Origin of the sequence: Mesorhizobium sp. M0019 (assembly GCF_040323975.1) — a bacterium.
Classification (GTDB): domain Bacteria; phylum Pseudomonadota; class Alphaproteobacteria; order Rhizobiales; family Rhizobiaceae; genus Mesorhizobium.
Map to the genome: position 1 here is coordinate 1 of NZ_JAMYVK010000003.1, position 16,091 is coordinate 16,091.

Annotated in this window: 17 protein-coding genes; 7 read left to right on the forward strand and 10 right to left on the reverse strand. The window is 62.4% G+C overall.

Going from position 1 to position 16,091, the window contains the following annotated elements:
- Nucleotides 1-494 precede the first annotated feature (494 nt).
- Nucleotides 495-806 carry a DUF2293 domain-containing protein gene (locus tag NKK47_RS03455; RefSeq protein WP_352456194.1) on the reverse strand — a complete coding sequence of 104 codons (312 nt, stop codon included), beginning with the start codon at nucleotides 804-806 and terminating at the stop codon, nucleotides 495-497.
- Nucleotides 806-1,324 carry a tRNA (N6-threonylcarbamoyladenosine(37)-N6)-methyltransferase TrmO gene (tsaA, locus tag NKK47_RS03460; RefSeq protein ID WP_352575051.1) on the reverse strand — a complete coding sequence of 173 codons (519 nt, stop codon included), beginning with the start codon at nucleotides 1,322-1,324 and terminating at the stop codon, nucleotides 806-808. Before tsaA ends, NKK47_RS03455 begins: the two co-directional genes overlap by 1 nt.
- Nucleotides 1,325-1,466: 142 nt before the next feature.
- Here tsaA and NKK47_RS03465 point away from each other — a divergent pair, with 142 nt between their 5' ends.
- From NKK47_RS03465 to NKK47_RS03480, 4 genes are all read left to right on the forward strand, one after another.
- Nucleotides 1,467-2,489, forward strand: coding sequence for an ArsR/SmtB family transcription factor (locus tag NKK47_RS03465; protein WP_352575053.1), 1,023 nt, complete (start codon nucleotides 1,467-1,469; stop codon nucleotides 2,487-2,489).
- Nucleotides 2,489-3,406 carry a methylenetetrahydrofolate reductase [NAD(P)H] gene (metF, locus tag NKK47_RS03470; RefSeq protein WP_352575054.1) on the forward strand — a complete coding sequence of 306 codons (918 nt, stop codon included), beginning with the start codon at nucleotides 2,489-2,491 and terminating at the stop codon, nucleotides 3,404-3,406. Before NKK47_RS03465 ends, metF begins: the two co-directional genes overlap by 1 nt.
- Before the next feature lie 592 nt (nucleotides 3,407-3,998).
- Nucleotides 3,999-4,436 (forward strand): antitoxin Xre/MbcA/ParS toxin-binding domain-containing protein, encoded by a 438-nt coding sequence (locus tag NKK47_RS03475; protein WP_352575056.1) that lies wholly within the window; start codon nucleotides 3,999-4,001, stop codon nucleotides 4,434-4,436.
- Nucleotides 4,437-5,126 (forward strand): RES family NAD+ phosphorylase, encoded by a 690-nt coding sequence (locus NKK47_RS03480; RefSeq protein ID WP_352570502.1) that lies wholly within the window; start codon nucleotides 4,437-4,439, stop codon nucleotides 5,124-5,126.
- A gap of 35 nt (nucleotides 5,127-5,161) precedes the next feature.
- Here NKK47_RS03480 and NKK47_RS03485 read toward each other — a convergent pair whose 3' ends face one another.
- Nucleotides 5,162-6,079 (reverse strand): DMT family transporter, encoded by a 918-nt coding sequence (locus NKK47_RS03485; protein WP_352575057.1) that lies wholly within the window; start codon nucleotides 6,077-6,079, stop codon nucleotides 5,162-5,164.
- Nucleotides 6,080-6,305: 226 nt separating this feature from the next.
- Here NKK47_RS03485 and NKK47_RS03490 point away from each other — a divergent pair, with 226 nt between their 5' ends.
- Nucleotides 6,306-7,526 carry an alanine racemase gene (locus tag NKK47_RS03490; protein WP_352456188.1) on the forward strand — a complete coding sequence of 407 codons (1,221 nt, stop codon included), beginning with the start codon at nucleotides 6,306-6,308 and terminating at the stop codon, nucleotides 7,524-7,526.
- A 134-nt stretch (nucleotides 7,527-7,660) separates the two neighbouring features.
- Here NKK47_RS03490 and NKK47_RS03495 read toward each other — a convergent pair whose 3' ends face one another.
- Nucleotides 7,661-8,392, reverse strand: coding sequence for an SDR family oxidoreductase (locus tag NKK47_RS03495; RefSeq protein ID WP_352456187.1), 732 nt, complete (start codon nucleotides 8,390-8,392; stop codon nucleotides 7,661-7,663).
- A 123-nt stretch (nucleotides 8,393-8,515) separates the two neighbouring features.
- On the opposite strand from NKK47_RS03495, the gene NKK47_RS03500 reads away from it, so the two are divergent.
- Entirely contained in the window at nucleotides 8,516-9,409 is an 894-nt protein-coding gene (locus NKK47_RS03500) for a LysR family transcriptional regulator (RefSeq protein ID WP_352575059.1), read from the forward strand.
- 115 nt (nucleotides 9,410-9,524) lie between these two features.
- Here NKK47_RS03500 and NKK47_RS03505 read toward each other — a convergent pair whose 3' ends face one another.
- On the reverse strand, nucleotides 9,525-10,697 hold the full coding sequence (locus NKK47_RS03505; protein ID WP_352575061.1) for a lytic murein transglycosylase: 1,173 nt from the start codon (nucleotides 10,695-10,697) through the stop codon (nucleotides 9,525-9,527).
- A gap of 80 nt (nucleotides 10,698-10,777) precedes the next feature.
- Nucleotides 10,778-11,575, reverse strand: coding sequence for a glycoside hydrolase family 25 protein (locus NKK47_RS03510; protein WP_502903591.1), 798 nt, complete (start codon nucleotides 11,573-11,575; stop codon nucleotides 10,778-10,780).
- 407 nt (nucleotides 11,576-11,982) lie between these two features.
- Between NKK47_RS03510 and NKK47_RS03515 the strand changes: the two genes are divergently transcribed.
- A complete protein-coding gene (locus tag NKK47_RS03515) occupies nucleotides 11,983-13,362 on the forward strand; it encodes a serine hydrolase domain-containing protein (RefSeq protein ID WP_352575063.1) in 1,380 nt (459 codons plus the stop codon).
- A gap of 24 nt (nucleotides 13,363-13,386) precedes the next feature.
- Here NKK47_RS03515 and NKK47_RS03520 read toward each other — a convergent pair whose 3' ends face one another.
- The 4 genes from NKK47_RS03520 to NKK47_RS03535 form a co-directional block, all read right to left on the reverse strand.
- Nucleotides 13,387-13,695: a HigA family addiction module antitoxin gene (locus tag NKK47_RS03520; RefSeq protein WP_352453138.1), complete on the reverse strand. Its 309-nt coding sequence runs from the start codon at nucleotides 13,693-13,695 to the stop codon at nucleotides 13,387-13,389.
- A gap of 12 nt (nucleotides 13,696-13,707) precedes the next feature.
- Nucleotides 13,708-14,004, reverse strand: a complete 297-nt coding sequence (locus NKK47_RS03525) for a type II toxin-antitoxin system RelE/ParE family toxin (RefSeq protein WP_352456184.1) — start codon at nucleotides 14,002-14,004, stop codon at nucleotides 13,708-13,710.
- Nucleotides 14,005-14,139: 135 nt separating this feature from the next.
- On the reverse strand, nucleotides 14,140-14,805 hold the full coding sequence (locus tag NKK47_RS03530) for a class I SAM-dependent methyltransferase (protein WP_023676783.1): 666 nt from the start codon (nucleotides 14,803-14,805) through the stop codon (nucleotides 14,140-14,142).
- Complete coding sequence (locus NKK47_RS03535) at nucleotides 14,805-16,049, reverse strand: BtaA family protein (RefSeq protein ID WP_352575065.1); 1,245 nt, start codon at nucleotides 16,047-16,049, stop codon at nucleotides 14,805-14,807. The genes NKK47_RS03530 and NKK47_RS03535 overlap by 1 nt, the downstream gene beginning before the upstream one ends.
- Nucleotides 16,050-16,091 lie beyond the last annotated feature (42 nt).

Consider the following 16,091-nt stretch of genomic DNA (forward strand, 5'->3'; position numbering starts at 1 on the left):
GCGGCCGGAGAGGGGCCTTCGTAGAGCGCGGTTCCCCCTCTCCGTCTCGGCTTCGCCGAGCCACCTCTCCCCCACTTTCGTGGGGGCGAGGAACCCAAGCTGGAATGAAGCCGCGATGCCAACCTGAAGCGATTTCCCTAAAATACAGCAAGTTTGTTCTTGCTTTGTGCCGGCAGCTATGCTACTAATTTGGGAATGGTGCCAATTGGCTCCAACGACCCGCCCGCGAGGCGGGTTTTTTATTTCAAGCTTTGAAAGTTCCGATGTTGCCGACCTGAGGTCGGCGGGACAGCGCCCTGGACAGCACCCCCCTCTGGCCTGCCGGCCATCTCCCCCTCAAGGGGGGAGATTGGGTATCTTGTCTGCTTCCGCCAATCACCAACGTTGCAGGATTGGCGGCTAGGGCGAAGCTGCTGATCTCCCCCCTGGAGGGGGAGATGGCCGGCAGGCCAGAGGGGGGCGCCGCAGAACTCGACGCGTGTGCCTGCCATTCTCTACGCCTCATCCTCATCGTCGAGCAGACGGGTGGCGCGCCAGCGGGTGAGCACATTGTTGGTCTGTTCGATGACGAAGAAGCGCGCGGAATCGCGGTCATAGCCTTCGGCGAGCAGCTTTTCGTAGTCGGTGTGGGCGTGGCGAATATGCGCAATCGTCGCCAGCCACACGGCAATGCTCGGCGGCAAGGTCTTCATGTGCACGGCGCCGGCATCGGCACGGATCTTTTCCATATCGGCATAGGGCGCCAGCGGCAGCAGCGCTGTCAGCGCCTTGGCGATAGCGCGGCGGCGGCCGGTCGGCGCGCTCATCACTCCACCGGCCCTGGCTCGTCCCGCCCGGACATGGTCGCCTCGGCGAAGGCATCGGTCGAGGCGAAATAGGGCTTGATGTCGATGACCGGCGTGCCGTCGAGCACGTCGATGGCGTCGAGATCGATGCGGCCGGTGTCGATGTCGAGGGCAACGAGCTTTGCGACATGCAGTCCGACAGGATTCGGCCGGGCAGGGGAGCGCAGTGAAAAGACGCCTTTCGGCTCCGTGGCATGGCGGGGTTTCTGGACGATCAGTTGCCGCGGCGCATGGTGCAGCCAGGACAGGACGATCACGTGGCTGGCGCGTTCCAGCCCAAGCAGGCCATCCCGATAAAGCGGGTCGATGATCAAGTGCGCCGGCTGTTCCGTCTCCCGCGCTGCCTTCATGCTCTTGGGGCAGGTCTCCCGCGTGAACCAAGGCGAAGCGATGCGGCCGATGAAGACGACATGGCCATCCGGCGGCATCGTTGCCGGGTCGGTTTCCAGGAGCTTTTCGCCGCTGCGCGTCTCGAACATGGTTCTCGCCCCGATCATGCGTCCGTTTTTGCGCGATCCGCCACGCATGCGTCATTTTCTTGTCCGGAAGCGACATAGCGCTTGCAAGCCTATCCAAACCGACATAAACATATGTTTATATCTTTTCAAAGAGAATGCTCGCATGCATGTCGCTCTCGACACGATGGTAGATACATTGAAGGCGGCTGCCGAATCCAGCCGGCTGCGCATATTGGCGCTGCTGTCGCGCGGCGATCTGACCGTGTCCGATCTCACCGAAATCCTCGGCCAGTCGCAGCCGCGCGTCTCGCGCCACTTGAAATTGCTGCTGGAGGCAGGGCTGATCGGCCGCTACCAGGAGGGCTCGTGGGCCTTCTTCCGGCTGTCGGATTCCGACTCCTCGCGCGATTTCGTGCTCAGGCTGGTCTCCGGCATCCGCGGCGCCGATCCGCAGGTCGAGCGTGATCTCGAACGGCTGGCCGCGGTCAAGCGCAAGCGGCAGGACCGGGCGGCCGAATATTTCTCGGTAAACGCCGCAAGCTGGGACCATATCCGCTCGCTGCATGTGCCGGACCGCGCCGTCGAAGCAGCACTCGTCAAGCTCGTCGGCAAGCGGCCGTTCCAGTCGATGCTCGATCTCGGCACCGGCACCGGGCGGTTGCTCGAGATCTTTTCGCCGCTCTATCGGCGCGGTGTCGGCATCGACATGTCGCGCGAAATGCTGACGGTGGCGCGCGCCAATCTCGACAAGGCCGGCGTTTCGAATGCGCAGGTGCGCCAGGGTGACATTTTTGCGCCACCGGTCGAACGCGACGCCTTTGATCTCGTTACCATCCATCAGGTGCTGCATTATCTCGACGATCCCGCCCGCGCCATCCGCGAGGCGGCGCGTCTGTTGCGCCCGGCCGGCCGGCTGGTGATCGTCGATTTCGCGCCGCACGCGCTGGAGTTCTTGCGCGAGGAGCACGCGCATATGCGTCTCGGCTTTTCCGACCGGCAGATTGGCGACTGGTTTTCCGAGGCCGGCCTCGACCTCGAGGACAGCCAGGAATTCGAGCCGCGCGGCGGCAACGAGGCCAAGCTCACCGTCAAACTCTGGCTCGGCCGCGATCGGCGCATGCTGATTGCCGAGCCTTCCAACGACAGACAACCGGCCAATGCGTATCCGATAGGGGAAACCGCCTGATGAACCAGTTCCGCTTCTCCCGCCGCCCCGACATCGGCGACAAGGTCAGGGTTTCGTTCGAGTTCTTTCCGCCGACAAACGATGAGATGGAAGCAAGGCTGTGGGACACGGTCACCCGGCTTGAGCCGCTCAAGCCGAAATTCGTTTCGGTCACCTATGGCGCCGGTGGTTCGACCCGCGAGCGGACGGCCCGCACGGTCAAGCGCATCCTCAATGAAACGACGTTGACGCCGGCGGCGCACATGACTTGCGTCGATGCGGCGCGTCACGAGGTCGATGCGGTGATCCGGGAGTTCGCCGATATGGGCGTCAAGCGTTTCGTCGCCCTGCGCGGCGATCCGGCCGAGGGCGTCGGCGCGGCTTACCGGCCGCATCCGGAAGGCTATGCCAATGGCGCCGAACTGGTCGATGCGCTGAAGGGCGCCGGCGATTTCGACATATCGGTCTCGGCCTATCCGGAAAAACATCCGGAAAGCCCGGATTTCGCCACCGACTTCGACATGCTGAAGCGCAAGGCCGACAACGGAGCGACGCGGGCGATCACCCAGTTCTTCTTCGACAACGATCTCTATGAGCGCTATGTCGAGCGGGCACGGCGGGCCGGCATCTACATACCGATCGTGCCGGGCATATTGCCGGTGCACAATTTCACCCAGGTCGCCAACTTCTCGGCGCGGTGCGGCGCCTTGGTGCCGGCATGGCTGGCCGAGCGCTTCGATGGGCTGCAGAACGATCCGCAAACGCATGCGCTGGTGGCATCTGCCGTGGCCGCCGAGCAGGTGCTGGACCTTGTCGAGCGCGGCGTCGGCGATTTCCACTTCTACACGATGAACCGGGCCGATCTGGTCTTCGCCATCTGCCACATGATCGGCATCAGGTCGCACGAAGTCGAGGCGGCGGGATCCGCCGCGGCGTAAGGCGGCAAGCTCCTTTTTGAAATGTCAAAGATCGGGGAAATGCAAAAGGCCGGGCAAAATGCCCGGCCTTTTCAATGGTTTGGAATATTCGGTGCTGGTCTTCCCCCGCTCAGCGGCCTTATGGAAGGACGCCCATAATGAGGGCGCCGATGAATGCAAACGCAGCACAAATCATCAATGCGTTGATCGGCCTCGTCAGTCCCATGTCATAGCCTCCTCTTAAAGAGCTATGGCGAGAGTCTAGGGTCATTTGTGCCACAGGCAAGCAGAAACTTTGCTGCAATGCGACGAGATTGTGGAATTTGCGACCTGCCGTTTGCCGTTAGGCATTGAAACTCTTTGTCAAAAGCCGGCTCGGGAACTGTGAATAATTTGTGGCAAAGCCGGGGCAGTAACGAGAATGGCAGCGCTACCGCGCCAGAAATCGGAAATCGATTTTCGGACCGACTGAAGATTCGAAGCGTCCTTTGCACGTCCAGCCGGATGCTGAACACTCCATGAAGCGAAGGGCAACCAGCAGCGCGTTGGATAGCCACGACTTGAAAATGCTGCCAATTGGCAGTATATTGCCTGCCAAGTGATGGAGGTTGGAATGAGTGTCGTTTATGCGGTTCGCGATCCTGCAAATCAGGCTTTGCCGGCAAATCTGGCGGATGCCTCGGCACGGGCGCGGATCACGCCAGCTGCTGTTGCCGGCATCGTCAGGCTCGCAGACATCTGGCATCTGACCAGCACCGAGATCTGTACCTTGATCGGCGACGTGTCGGAGAGAACCTGGTTCCGCATGAAGAAAGGCGAGTGGGAGGGCGTTCTCTCCCAGGATTCGCTGACACGCATCAGCGCCCTGGTCGGCATCTTCAAGGGACTGCGGCTTCTGTTCTCCGAAGCGCTTGCCGATGAATGGGTGCGGTTGCCGAACAAAGGGCCTCTTTATGGTGGCCGGCGCCCCCTGGACGTGATGATCGAGGGCGGCATTCCGAAGCTGCTGCAGGTTCGCCAACATATCGACGCTTTGCGCGGTGGACTTTGAATGCAGATCCCGCCGCGCGCTGACATTTCCCAGCGCGACACGATCCGGCTGATTTCGACAGGCAGGCTCAAGGAACCGGTCCTGATGCCATTGGCCAGGAATCATGGAGATTTGGAGGACCTTGCGGAGCTCGAAGGAGCCACCAGCGGCCGCCTTCAGGCGCAGCAAGGGGGATTGCCCGACCTCGATCCGCGCGAACTGGTTTTCGGGAGGCCGGGCTACACCTTCATCAATGCGGCGTTCGCTTACACCCGTCCGGGCGGCAATCGTTTCAACGATGATGCCAGGGGCGTCTGGTACTGTGGGTTCGATGCGGAAACCGCGCTCGGCGAGGTCTCGTTTCATCTGACGCGCGAGCTTGCCGCGATCGAACGGTTCGAAAACGTCACCGACTACGCGGAGCTCGTTGCCGACTTCATAGGCTCGTTTCACGATCTGCGCGGTGCTGAGTTCAGCAAGGACCCGGTGCTCGATCCGGATACCGCCTTAGCCTATCCTGCCGGTCAGGCGCTGGCGAAGCAACTTCGCAAGCAAGACGCCGCGACCGGTTTTGTGTATCCTTCCGTGAGACATGTCGGCGGGACCTGCCTTGCCGCCTTCCTTCCCGATCTCGTTCAGAATCTCCGGCAAGGCGGTATCTGGCGTCTGGAATGGCAGGGTTCATCTGTTCCCGCGATCACGCCCATATAGCGCACGATCGGAGCGACAACTTCGCTGCGCCATCTCTAACACCGCCCGAACAGGCGACCGTCGATGGTGACGAGGCCGAGGGCGATCAGCGCCATGCCGCCGAGTTCGAACAGTTCGAGCCGCTCGCCCAGGAACAGGAAGCCGAGCAGGATGGCACTGGCCGGCACGATGAGCGTGACCAGCGAGGCGTTGGTGGCGCCGGTCGAGGCGACGAGATTGAAATAGAGGATGTAGGCGAAGGCCGTCGACAGCAGCGCCAGTGCCAGCACCGCCGCCCAGACCGGCGGCGAGGCCGAAAACAGATTGGCGGCATCATAGGTGAACAGAACGACCGGGATCATGATGATGGTCGAGCAGGTCAATTGTCCGGCGGCAATGACCGGTGACGGCACGCCCTTGAGGCGGCGGGCAATCATCAGTGCAGCCGCATAGGATAGCGACGCTCCGATGAGCGCGAATTTCGCCCAGACCGGACCGCCGAGCCCGGCGACGAGGCCGGGGCCGATCATCACCGCCGTTCCCGCGATACCAAGGGCGATGCCGGCAAGCTTGTTCCACGACAGCTTTTCGTCGCTGGTCAGGGCGTTGGCGAGGATCAGCGTCCAGAACGGCGTCGTCGAATTGAGCACCGAGGCGACACCGGCGCCAAGCTCGGTCTGGCCGGCAAAGATCAGCGAGAAAGGAATGACATTGTTGGCGAGCGCCAGCAGGAAGAACAGGCCGGCATGCGGCAAGGCGAGGCGAAACGACGGGCCACGGACCGCAAGATAGAGCTGCAACGCGATCGCAGCTATGGTGACGCGGAACAGCACCAGCACCAGCGGCGGAAGTTCCGCTACCGCAATACGGGCAAAGAAGAACGAGCCGCCCCAGATCGCGCCGAGCAGCAGAAGCTGCGCCCAGTCCTTGAGCACCATCGGCCCGCGCATCGTGGTGGTGGCAGCTATCGCCATTGGTCGTCCTCCCAGACGAGATGCCTTGCTCTCTTCAGGCATCTGTTCACGCTCTACCCGGTCCGGCGGCAAGGGCCACCCGAAACCTGAGCGATGGCCTAGCTCGCTCATAACCGGCGTACAGAACGGCGTAGCGCCGCGAAGCCAGGGCGGCGAGACATAGAATTGTTTTCATTAGCCGCTAGCTTGGATTAATTGTGCGCAGCCTCAGTCAAGGGATTCGTCCATGCAGCGATTCGAAAATGCCCGCGAGGCAGCGCTGGCGCTTCGCCCGGACGATCCGATCTATTGCTTCCGCCCGCAGGTGCTGAAGGCGGATGCCAAACAGTTCATGGGCATGTTTCCCGGCAAGACCGCCTATGCGGTCAAGACCAATGGCGAGCGGATCGTGCTCAACGCCCTGGTCGAGGCCGGCGTCGGTGCCTTCGATGTGGCCTCGCCCGGCGAATTCGCCGCCGTGCGCGCCGTCTCGCCGGACGCCGAGATGCTCTACATGCACCCGGTGAAGGCGCAGTCGGACATCAGGCTGGCGCTGGAAAAATACGCCATCCGCGTCATTTCGCTCGACCATGAGGACGAGGTCACCAAGCTGACCAGGGTGGTGCGGGCGCTCGACATCGATCCGGGCGCCATCACCGTGTTCGTGCGCATCCAGACGAAAGGCTCGGCGGCCTACGAACTGTCGAAGAAGTTCGGCGCCGGACCGGCCAATGCGGTCGAACTGGCCGAACGGCTGAACCGGACGGGCTACAAGGTCGGGCTGTGCTTTCACGTCGGCAGCCAGATCGAGGATCCCGACACCTATGAGCGGGCGCTGGCCTCCGCCGACTGGGTGCGCAACCGCGTCGGTTTCGACATTGCCGGGCTCGATGTCGGCGGCGGCTTTCCCGCCGAATACGGTCATGATCCGAACAGCCGCAAGCCGGAAATGCCGTCGCTCGGCCAGATCATGTCGCGGCTGTCGGGCGACCTCCAGGAGTATCAGTTCGACCAGATGCCGCTGGTGGCCGAGCCGGGCCGGGTGATCGTGGCGCGCTGCCTGTCGCTGATCGTGCGCGTGCTGCTGCGCAAGGGCAAAAGGCTCTACATCAATGACGGCATCTGGGCGTCGCTGTCGGATTCATGGACCGGCAAGATCACGCTGCCGGCACGCTTCATCCCCGATCCGGCGATCCGCTCGCGCAATGGCGAGGACAAGACCATCGTGCCATTCAAGGTCTGTGGCGCGACCTGCGATTCCGTCGACATATTGTCGCGGCCGTTCTGGCTGCCCGAAACCGTCGATACCGGCGACTGGATCGAGATCGGCCATATCGGCGCCTATTCGCTGTCGCTCCGAACACGGTTCAACGGCTTCTATCCCGATACTTTCGTCGAGGTGGCAACGCCATTCGACGAAGGCGATGCGCCGCAGGGGTTTGCCAGCCTGGAGACGATGGCGGATTAGTGAATGGTGAATAAGTGAAATAGTGAATAGTGAATAGTGAATAGAAGTAGTTCTTGCGTTCCGTCCCGCTCCCGTGAATCGTCACCATTCACCATTCACCATTCACCATTCACCATTCACCATTCACCATTCAGTCAGGCCACGCCACCGCCAGCCTGGATGTTCTCGCCGGTTAGCCAGCGAGCTTCGTCGGAAGCCAGGAAAACCGCGACATCGGCGACGTCGCGCGGTGCTCCGATCCGGCCGAAGGGCGACATGCCGGCGGCCACGGCGCGGTCCCGTTCGGGAAGCAGGTCGGTGTCGGTGAAGCCTGGTGAAAGCGCATTCACGGTAACGGAGCGCGGGCCGAGTTCGCGCGCGAGGACGCGGACGAACTGCTCGACGGCTCCCTTGCTGCCGAGGTAGAGCGCCGTGTGCGTGAAGAACATCCTGGTTCCGCCGGTGGAGACGGCAATGATGCGGCCACCGTCGCGAACGCGGCGCGCCGCTTCCTGAAGCGTGAAGAAGGTGCCCTTGGCATTGGCGCCGAACACGTGATCGAAGTCCGCTTCGGTGGCCTCGACGAGCGGCTTTATGACAGCGACGCCGACATTGGCGACGACGATGTCAATCGGCCCCATCTGTCTTTCGGTTTCGTCGAACAGCTTGCGAATGTCGGGGATGCTGGAGACGTCCGCCTGGATGGCGACGGCTTTTCCGCCAATCCCTTCAATGGCGGCAACCACTTCCCTGGCGGCCTTCTCGTTGCCGACATAGTTGACGACCACGGCAGCACCCTTGGCCGCGAGCCCCTCGGCGATGGCGCGCCCGATGCCGCGCGAGCTGCCGGTCACAAGTGCGGTTTTGCCTTCGAGTGGACGATGCATGGCTGTTCCTTCCGTCTGATTACGGCCGCCTCGATCGAGCGGCGTTCCAGGGAAAGCTATGGGCATGGTATTGCTCAGAGAATAGCCTATTATCTTACTGACTTGTTAAGCCTGGGGTACATAATGCGCGGAACCGAGTTTTCCGAACTCACGGCATTTGCAGCAATCATCGAAGAGGGCAGCTTCGTCCGCGCCGCGGCCAAGCTCAGGATTTCGCCTCCAGCACTCAGTCAGACGATACGTGGGCTGGAAGAGCGTCTCGGTGTCCGCCTGCTCAACCGCACCACGCGCAGCATGTCGCCGACGGCTGAGGGCGAGAAGCTGTTTGCCCGCATCGCACCGGCGTTCAGCGAACTGGAAGGGGCCGTCGCCGACGCGCATGCATCACGCGGCCGGCCGGCCGGCTCGCTGCGCATCAATGTTCCGCGCATCGCCGCCACGCGTTTCATCGCGCCGATCCTCGGCGATTTCCGCCGCGCCTATCCCGATATCGCCCTCACCATCATTGTCGACGACATGCTCACCGACATCGTCGAGGGCCGCTTCGATGCCGGAATCAGATTGGGTGAGCGGCTGCACAAGGACATGGTGGCGGTAAAACTCAGCGAGGAACTCGAGATGGCCGCAGTGGCCGCGCCGAGCTACCTGGAACATCGCCCGATACCCCGCCATCCCGCGGACCTGCATCACCACCAGTGCATCAATTTCCAGTGGCCGAGCGGCGGCAATCTCTACCGCTGGGAGTTCGCCCGAGGCCAGCGTGCTTTGGAAGTGGCCGTCAGCGGCGGCCTGACGGTCAACGATACGGAACTGATGATCGGGGCGGTTCTGGATGGGGTCGGGGTGGCGTACATGCTGGAATATCAGGTCCGGCCGTGGATCGAAGCGGGAAAGCTCATCCGTTTTCTCGAAGCTTGGTCGCCGAGATTTCCGGGTTTTTATCTATATCACGCGAGTTCCCGCCAGGTTCCGGCGCCGCTGCGAGCGTTCATCGATTTCCTGCTTGCGAGGCGGTGATGTGAATAGTGAATAGTGAATAGTGAATAGTGAATAGTGGTAGCTCTGGTGCTCAATGCGGCTCCGGTGCCATTCTTTTCACCATTCACCATTCACCATTCACCATTCACCACCTTCACAGCCTGGCCAGCAGCTCCGGCGTCGGCCAGCCGTCGACCGGCAGGCCCAGCCGCTTCTGCTCCCTGCGGATCGCTTCGCGGGTGTTGGTGCCCAGTATGCCGTCGACGGTGCCGACGTCATAGCCTTTCGCCTCGAGCTTGGTCTGCAGCGCCTTCATCTGGTCGCCGTTGAGGCCGGGTTCGGGGTTGCGCGGATCGAATCGCGGCGCGCCCCCCAGCCGGGCGGCAAGATTTGCCGCGGTCAGGGCATAGGTGAAGGACTGGTTCCACTCGAGATAGACGTCGAAATTGTCGTAGGTCAGGAAGGCTGGCCCCTTGCGACCCATGGGCAGCGCCAGGCCGGCCTTCAGGCCGTTGTCGAGAAGCGGCGTACCGTCGGGCCTGGTAACGCCCCACTGCGCCCACTGCGTCAACGGCAGCTTGTTGGTGCGCCCCGTCTGCTCCCACGGCAAATCGTCGGCCACACGGACTTCCTCGATCCAGGGCTGATCGCGCTTCCAGCCGCGCGACTGGATCTTGCTGGCCGTGCTCATGATCACATCGGGCGCGCTGCCGCGCAGGTCGACCAGGCCGTCGCCGTCGCCGTCGACGCCGTGGCCGAGATAGTCGGAAGGCAACATCTGCGTCTGGCCGATCTCGCCGGCCCAGGCACCGGTGACGTCGGCCGGCACCACGCCGCGATCGATCAACATCAGCAGCGGGACGATCTGCGGCCGGAACAGCTGCGGGCGGCGGCAGTCATGCGAGAGGCTCACCAGCGCGTTCAGCGTATGAAAATCGCCCTGCACGGCGCCAAAATCGGTCTCCAGGGCCCAGAAAGCGGCGATGACCGGCGCCTGCACGCCGTATTCGCGATCGGCGCGGACAAAGACCTCGGCATATTTTTGCAGATTGGCCGCACCTTGCTTCAGCCGATGGGACGAGATCATACGGTTCGAGAATTCGATGAAGGTCTGGGTGAAGACGCCCTGGGCACGGTCGCGTGCCAGCGCCTTTTCATCGAGGGTGGCGTTTTCCAGCGCAGAAAGGCCGGCAGCGCCGACGCCGGCCGCCCTGGCTTCCGCCGCCACGCCCTGCTTCCATGCCTCGAAATCGCCGCCGCATTGCTGTGCCGCGGCCGGCACGGCGCTCAGGAGCAGCGCCGCGAGAAATCCAAAGCGCGATCGCATCGCCATCCTTCCGAGAAGATTACCAGCGGTTGCGGGCATCCGTCATTGGCTGTGTCGAAAAGCAGGCGGCAGGCCTGGTGTCAACGGGTGTTCTGCCGCAACCACTTCTTCCACGCGGCTTCGGAGCCGTTGAAGACGCTGATGTCGGCGTTTCCGGTCATGCCCGGCACGACGCCCGTTCCGGTATACTGCCAGAAGGTGAAGGGATGGCTGCCGTATTTCTGGCGCGGGTGCCCGGCGACGGAGCGCAGCCAGTAGGGGTAATTGCGGAAGCCCGATAAACCGTTATCTTCGAAGAAATCGACAGACGTGTAGATGATCGGCTTCTTGCCGTAGTATTTTTCGACGATTTCGAGGAACGTGCTCATCTCGCTGCGTACCGTGGCGGGATCGGGCCGCAGCTTGCAGGTCGGCGATTTCGGGTTCCATTCCATGTCGAGAACCGGCGGCATCGCCGAACCGTCTTTGGGCACGTTCTGGATGAACCAGCGCGCCTGGGTAGCGGCCGGCGTGCAAAAGTAGAAGAAATGATAGGCGGCACGGGGGACGCCCGAGGCCTTCGTGCGGCTCCAATGCTCGTTGAAAGCTTCATCGAAACGGTCTCCGCCTTCGGTTGCCTTGATAAAGGCGAAGGAGATGCCGCTGGCCCTGGCCGCCGGCCAGTCGATCGAGGTCTGGTATTTGGAGACGTCGGTGCCGTGGACGGCATAGCTCCACGGTGCGCCGCTGTCCCATTCATGCGGGTCGGAATCGGCAAAACGCGGCGCGCGTACCGCAACCATCGAGGCGCTGGACGACGACAGCGATGGCGTCAGATCCTCGACCGTCGAGCAGGCACCAAGCAGCGTCAGCGTGATGAGAACCGCGAAACGGCGCATCGCTACTTCCCGAGCCGGTTTCAGCCGGCCGCTGATGGGTCTTTCCGCGGGTGCCCCCTCGACCGGGCGCAGCGCGTTTGAAATCGACTTACGCGACGCGCCTGGATCTTCGTTTCATGCATTCCCAAACCATTACGCAGTTTTGGGACGCATGCATTCAAGCCCCGCCGGACGGTCACCCCACAGGATCGCCCGGTCTGTCCTAAGCGCGTCGCTTCGACGCGCTTAGCTCTTTCGTCTATGCATGTCGTTGTCCCAAAACCGCTGCGCACTTCTGGGCGACATGCACCTGTGATCGCCGATCATGGTTGATATTCGGTTGACGGCGCTCGACAAGAGCCGCGATTTTGCCGAAACAATGGCGGCAAATCGATGACATAGATCGAGCGCGCCCGGGGGAACTCAAAATGCAGATCCTTTTGAAGTTCGTCAAATGGCTGCTCGGCTTGGCTGTGCTGGCCGCCGCGGTACTCGCCGGCTGGCTGTATTTTGCGCCGCCGGAACTGATCCGCGTCGGTTCCGGCTATGCGGCCAAGATCGTCTGTTCGAACGTCTTCATCGCCGGGCGAGACGCCGACGATGTGCTTGCCGTCGATGTGCAGGCGCCGGGTCATCCGCTGCTGAAGCTGATGAGAGTGTCGGTCGACAAGGAGAAGGGAACGGTTTCGGCCGGCCTTTTCGGTGTGCTCGGCAAAAGTGTCGCGGTTGCGCGCGACGGGCTCGGCTGCGCCTCGGTTCCCGACGGCGATATTGCCGCCGCCAAGGCTGTCGCCGGAGCTGCACCGACGCCGGCGCCGCTGCCCGATCTGATCTGGCCGGAGGGCGACAAGGCCGATGCCTCGCAGGATCCCGAGGTCGCGAAAGTCCTCGACGATCCAGCAATGACCGGCGCCGGCATGCGGGCGGTCGTGGTGGTCAAGAACGGCCGCATCGTCGCAGAGCGCTATGGCGACGGCTTTTCCGAAAAGACGCCGCTACTGGGCTGGTCGATGACCAAGACGCTGAATGCGGCGATCGTCGGCACGCTGGTGAAGGACGGCAAGCTGGCGATGACCAACCAGCGCCTGTTCGGACCCTGGCAAGCAGATGGCCGCGCCGTGATCAGCCTCGCCGACATGATGGCGATGTCGAGCGGGCTGGAATTCAACGAGGATTATGGCGACGTCGCCGATGTAACGCGCATGCTTTACCTCGAACCGGACATGGCCGGCTTTGCCGGATCCAAGCCGCTGACCGGCGAGGTCGGCAAGGTGTTTTCCTATTCGAGCGGCACGGCGGTGATGCTGTCCCGATTGTGGCAGGACGCGATCGGCGGCAAGGACAAGGCGCTGGCCTGGCCGAGGACCGCGCTGTTCGATCCGCTCGGCATGCAGAGTGCAGTGCTGGAGGCCGACGAGCACGGCACCTTCGTCGGCTCGTCCTACCTCTACGCCACGGCACGCGACTGGGCGCGCTTCGGCCAGTTCCTGCTGCAGGGCGGCGTCTGGAACGGCAAGGAGATCCTGCCCGCCGGCTTCGTCGACTGGATGCGGGAACCGGCAACTGCCTCGAAGGTCTACGGCAATGGGCAATTATGGATCGAAGGACCGGGCGACGAAGAAAACCCCGGCGCCGGCACTGCCGCCGGCCTGCCCAAGGATACCTATTGGATGGAGGGGCATGATGGGCAAACGGTTGCCATCATCCCCTCGGAGCAGCTGGTTGTGGTGCGGCTCGGGCTGACGCCGGCCAGGCTCGGCTACCGGCCGCAGGCGATGGTAGCGGCGCTGACGAAGGCGCTACACTGAGGAATGCGGCGGTCGCAGTCTTGTCTATGCGGCTGTCGCCAAAGGCTTGGCGCGATCAACACGCGCCCGCTCGTCGGGTGAGTTCATAACTGTCCAAAGATCGTTACGGCGCTGGACGTTCAACCAGAAATCCGGGCTGTTGCCAAACACCCGCGCCAGAATGAGCGCGGTAGCCGCCGTCACGTTGCGGCGGCCGTTGCACAATTCGTTCACATGCTTGCGCTGGACGCTCATAGCTTCGGCCAAAGCCGCCTGTGTCAGGCCGAGTGGTTGCATGAATTCTTCCGTAAGAATTTCGCCAACCGTTGCTGGCTTGCGTGCGGTCATCAACATGTCTCACCTCACTTATATATAACTGTGGTCGTCGAGATAGATGTCCGACGCCTCGCCCCGGCCCCCGTCCCAGCGGAAGACCAGCCGCCATTGTTTGTTGACACGGATCGAATGGAAGCCTTCGAGATTGCCGCGCAACTTCTCGAAATGGTTGCTGGGCGGCACACGCAAATCCTGATCGATCGCCGCGTCGTCAATCATCTGGAGCTTGCGGAACAAGCGGCTTTCGAGATCGGACGGAATATTGCGGGAGTGGGTGTCGTCCACGAAGAAAGCCCGCAGCCATCCATCTCTAAAGCCGATGATCATCCCATGCTTCCGGCGAGGAGATAATGTACCACTCCTTGGGTCATATGGCAATGTGTGATTTAGCCAATTAACTGATTTCAGCCACGGCCCTCATTTAGGATTGGAGCCCCAAAACCTTCCACGGCAAAATTGATATTAGATGGCGATCTTGCTCACGGCGAGCCAGCTGTAGCCGCGATAAAGTGTTTTGAATCGAACGCTTGCGCCAACTCTTGCAGATTCCGAATCCAGAATCGCGCGCAACGATTGACGCGGCTCGACGTGGAATTTTTTCAGCCAGCCGCGCAACAGCTTGCGGAACCAGCTGGGCAAGGCTTCCTGCTGGCCAAAATCGACGACATGCAGCGAGCCACCCGGTGACAGAGCAGCAAGAGCCGCGGATACCGTCTTTTCCCAGCCGGGGATCATCGACAGCGAATATGAGACAAAGACGCGGTCGAAACTTTCGACGCCGAACAGCGCTTTCGCGTCGAAATTCGTGGCATCGCCGCGCGCCAGCGTGACGCGGCCGGAGAGGCCTTCGCGCGCGAGGGCGGCAGTGGCCGTCTCCAGCATCTCGGCCGAAATATCGAGGCCGAAGAAGCGCGCGCCGGGATAGCGGCGGGCGGCGAGGATGATGTTGCGGCCGGTGCCGCAGCCGAGCTCGAGCACGGTGCCGCCGGCCGGCACATCCAGTCCGGCGATAAGCCGGTCGCGGCCGAGCAAATAGTATTTGCGGGTCAGGTCGTAGATATGACGCTGCCAGCGGTAGACGCCGTCCATCAGTTCGGCATGGCTGGCCGGCAAGTCGGTCGTGCTCATCAGGACCGCTTCACATAGAGATGGAAGCCGCCATAGATGGCCGAGCGGTCGCGCGCCGAAAACTCGCGCGAGGCGTCGTTCTCGTAGCGCCACTGATCGAGCAGCGAATTCGAGACGCGGCCGGGCAGCAGGCTGGGTTCCGCTGCGGTGCGGAAGATGACGCGGGCGCCGGTGGAGGCGGTTCGGGTGATCTCGGCCCACAACTCGTTGAGCTGGTCGTCGGTCATCCAGTCCTGTGCATCGAGCAGCACGAAGCGATCCACCGAGCCGGCATCCTTGCGGGCAAGGAACTCGATCAGATTGGCGTGGTGGATGGCAACGCGATCGACATTGTTGCGGATCGTCTTGTAGTTGCGCTTTTCGAGATAGGCGGGCAGGGCGGCCTCGCCCGGATTAGGGTAGCGGCGGGCGAAAGCCTGCCAGGCGAAATAATTGGTCTTCAGCGGAAAATCGCAGGCGAGCTTTTCCAGTCGTGCCTTCAGCACGCTGGCCATGGTGCCGTCACCCGAGGTGATCAGCGAATCGTACTGGGCCGGCGGAATGCCGAGGCCGAACAGCGAAGCCTTTCGCGAGGTCGCCCATTTCAGCAGCGGTTTTTCGAAGACCGGCGCCAGCTCTTCGTCGAAGAAGCGGCGCTGATCGGCGATGGTCTTGGCGTCCATGATTCCGGCCGGGTCGACGCCGAAGAATTTTGCGGTGCGATGGCCGATCGCAATGAACAGGCCAAGCAGGCCGGTCTGGTAGAAATTGCGGTCGAAGACGGCGATGCGGCGACGGCCGCGCCAGTTGCGGCGCTCCCAATAATGGCGGCTGACCGGGTCGAGATGCGGTGCGATGAAGCGATCGTAGGCCTGTGAATTGTGCCCGGTCTCAGCCGCGCCGAAGAAACGGAACAGGTCGCCCTGCGACGGCAGGTGACGGACGGCTTCGAGCTTCATGCGGTTCAGCGCGATATGGGCAGCGTTGAGGTCGACGGCATCGATCCTTTCCGGCGAGCGGGTGAGATAGGCAAGGATGTTACAGCCGCCGGAGGCAATGGTGACGATGCGGTGGCCCGTCCCGAGCTGCATCGCGTCCATGTCGATTTCGGGGTCTTCCCAGATCTGCGGATAGACGAGGCCGGAGAACAGGAAGGCGAACAGGCGCTCGGAGATGCCGGCTTTCGACAGCGGGCGGTTCTGGTAGACGGCCTTGCCGACTTCCTTGCCGCGGCGAAAAACCAGGTCCCCAGAAATGTCCGTCATGGCAAGGCGATTCCCCGTTTGCTTTGCCGCAAGCGGGTAGCG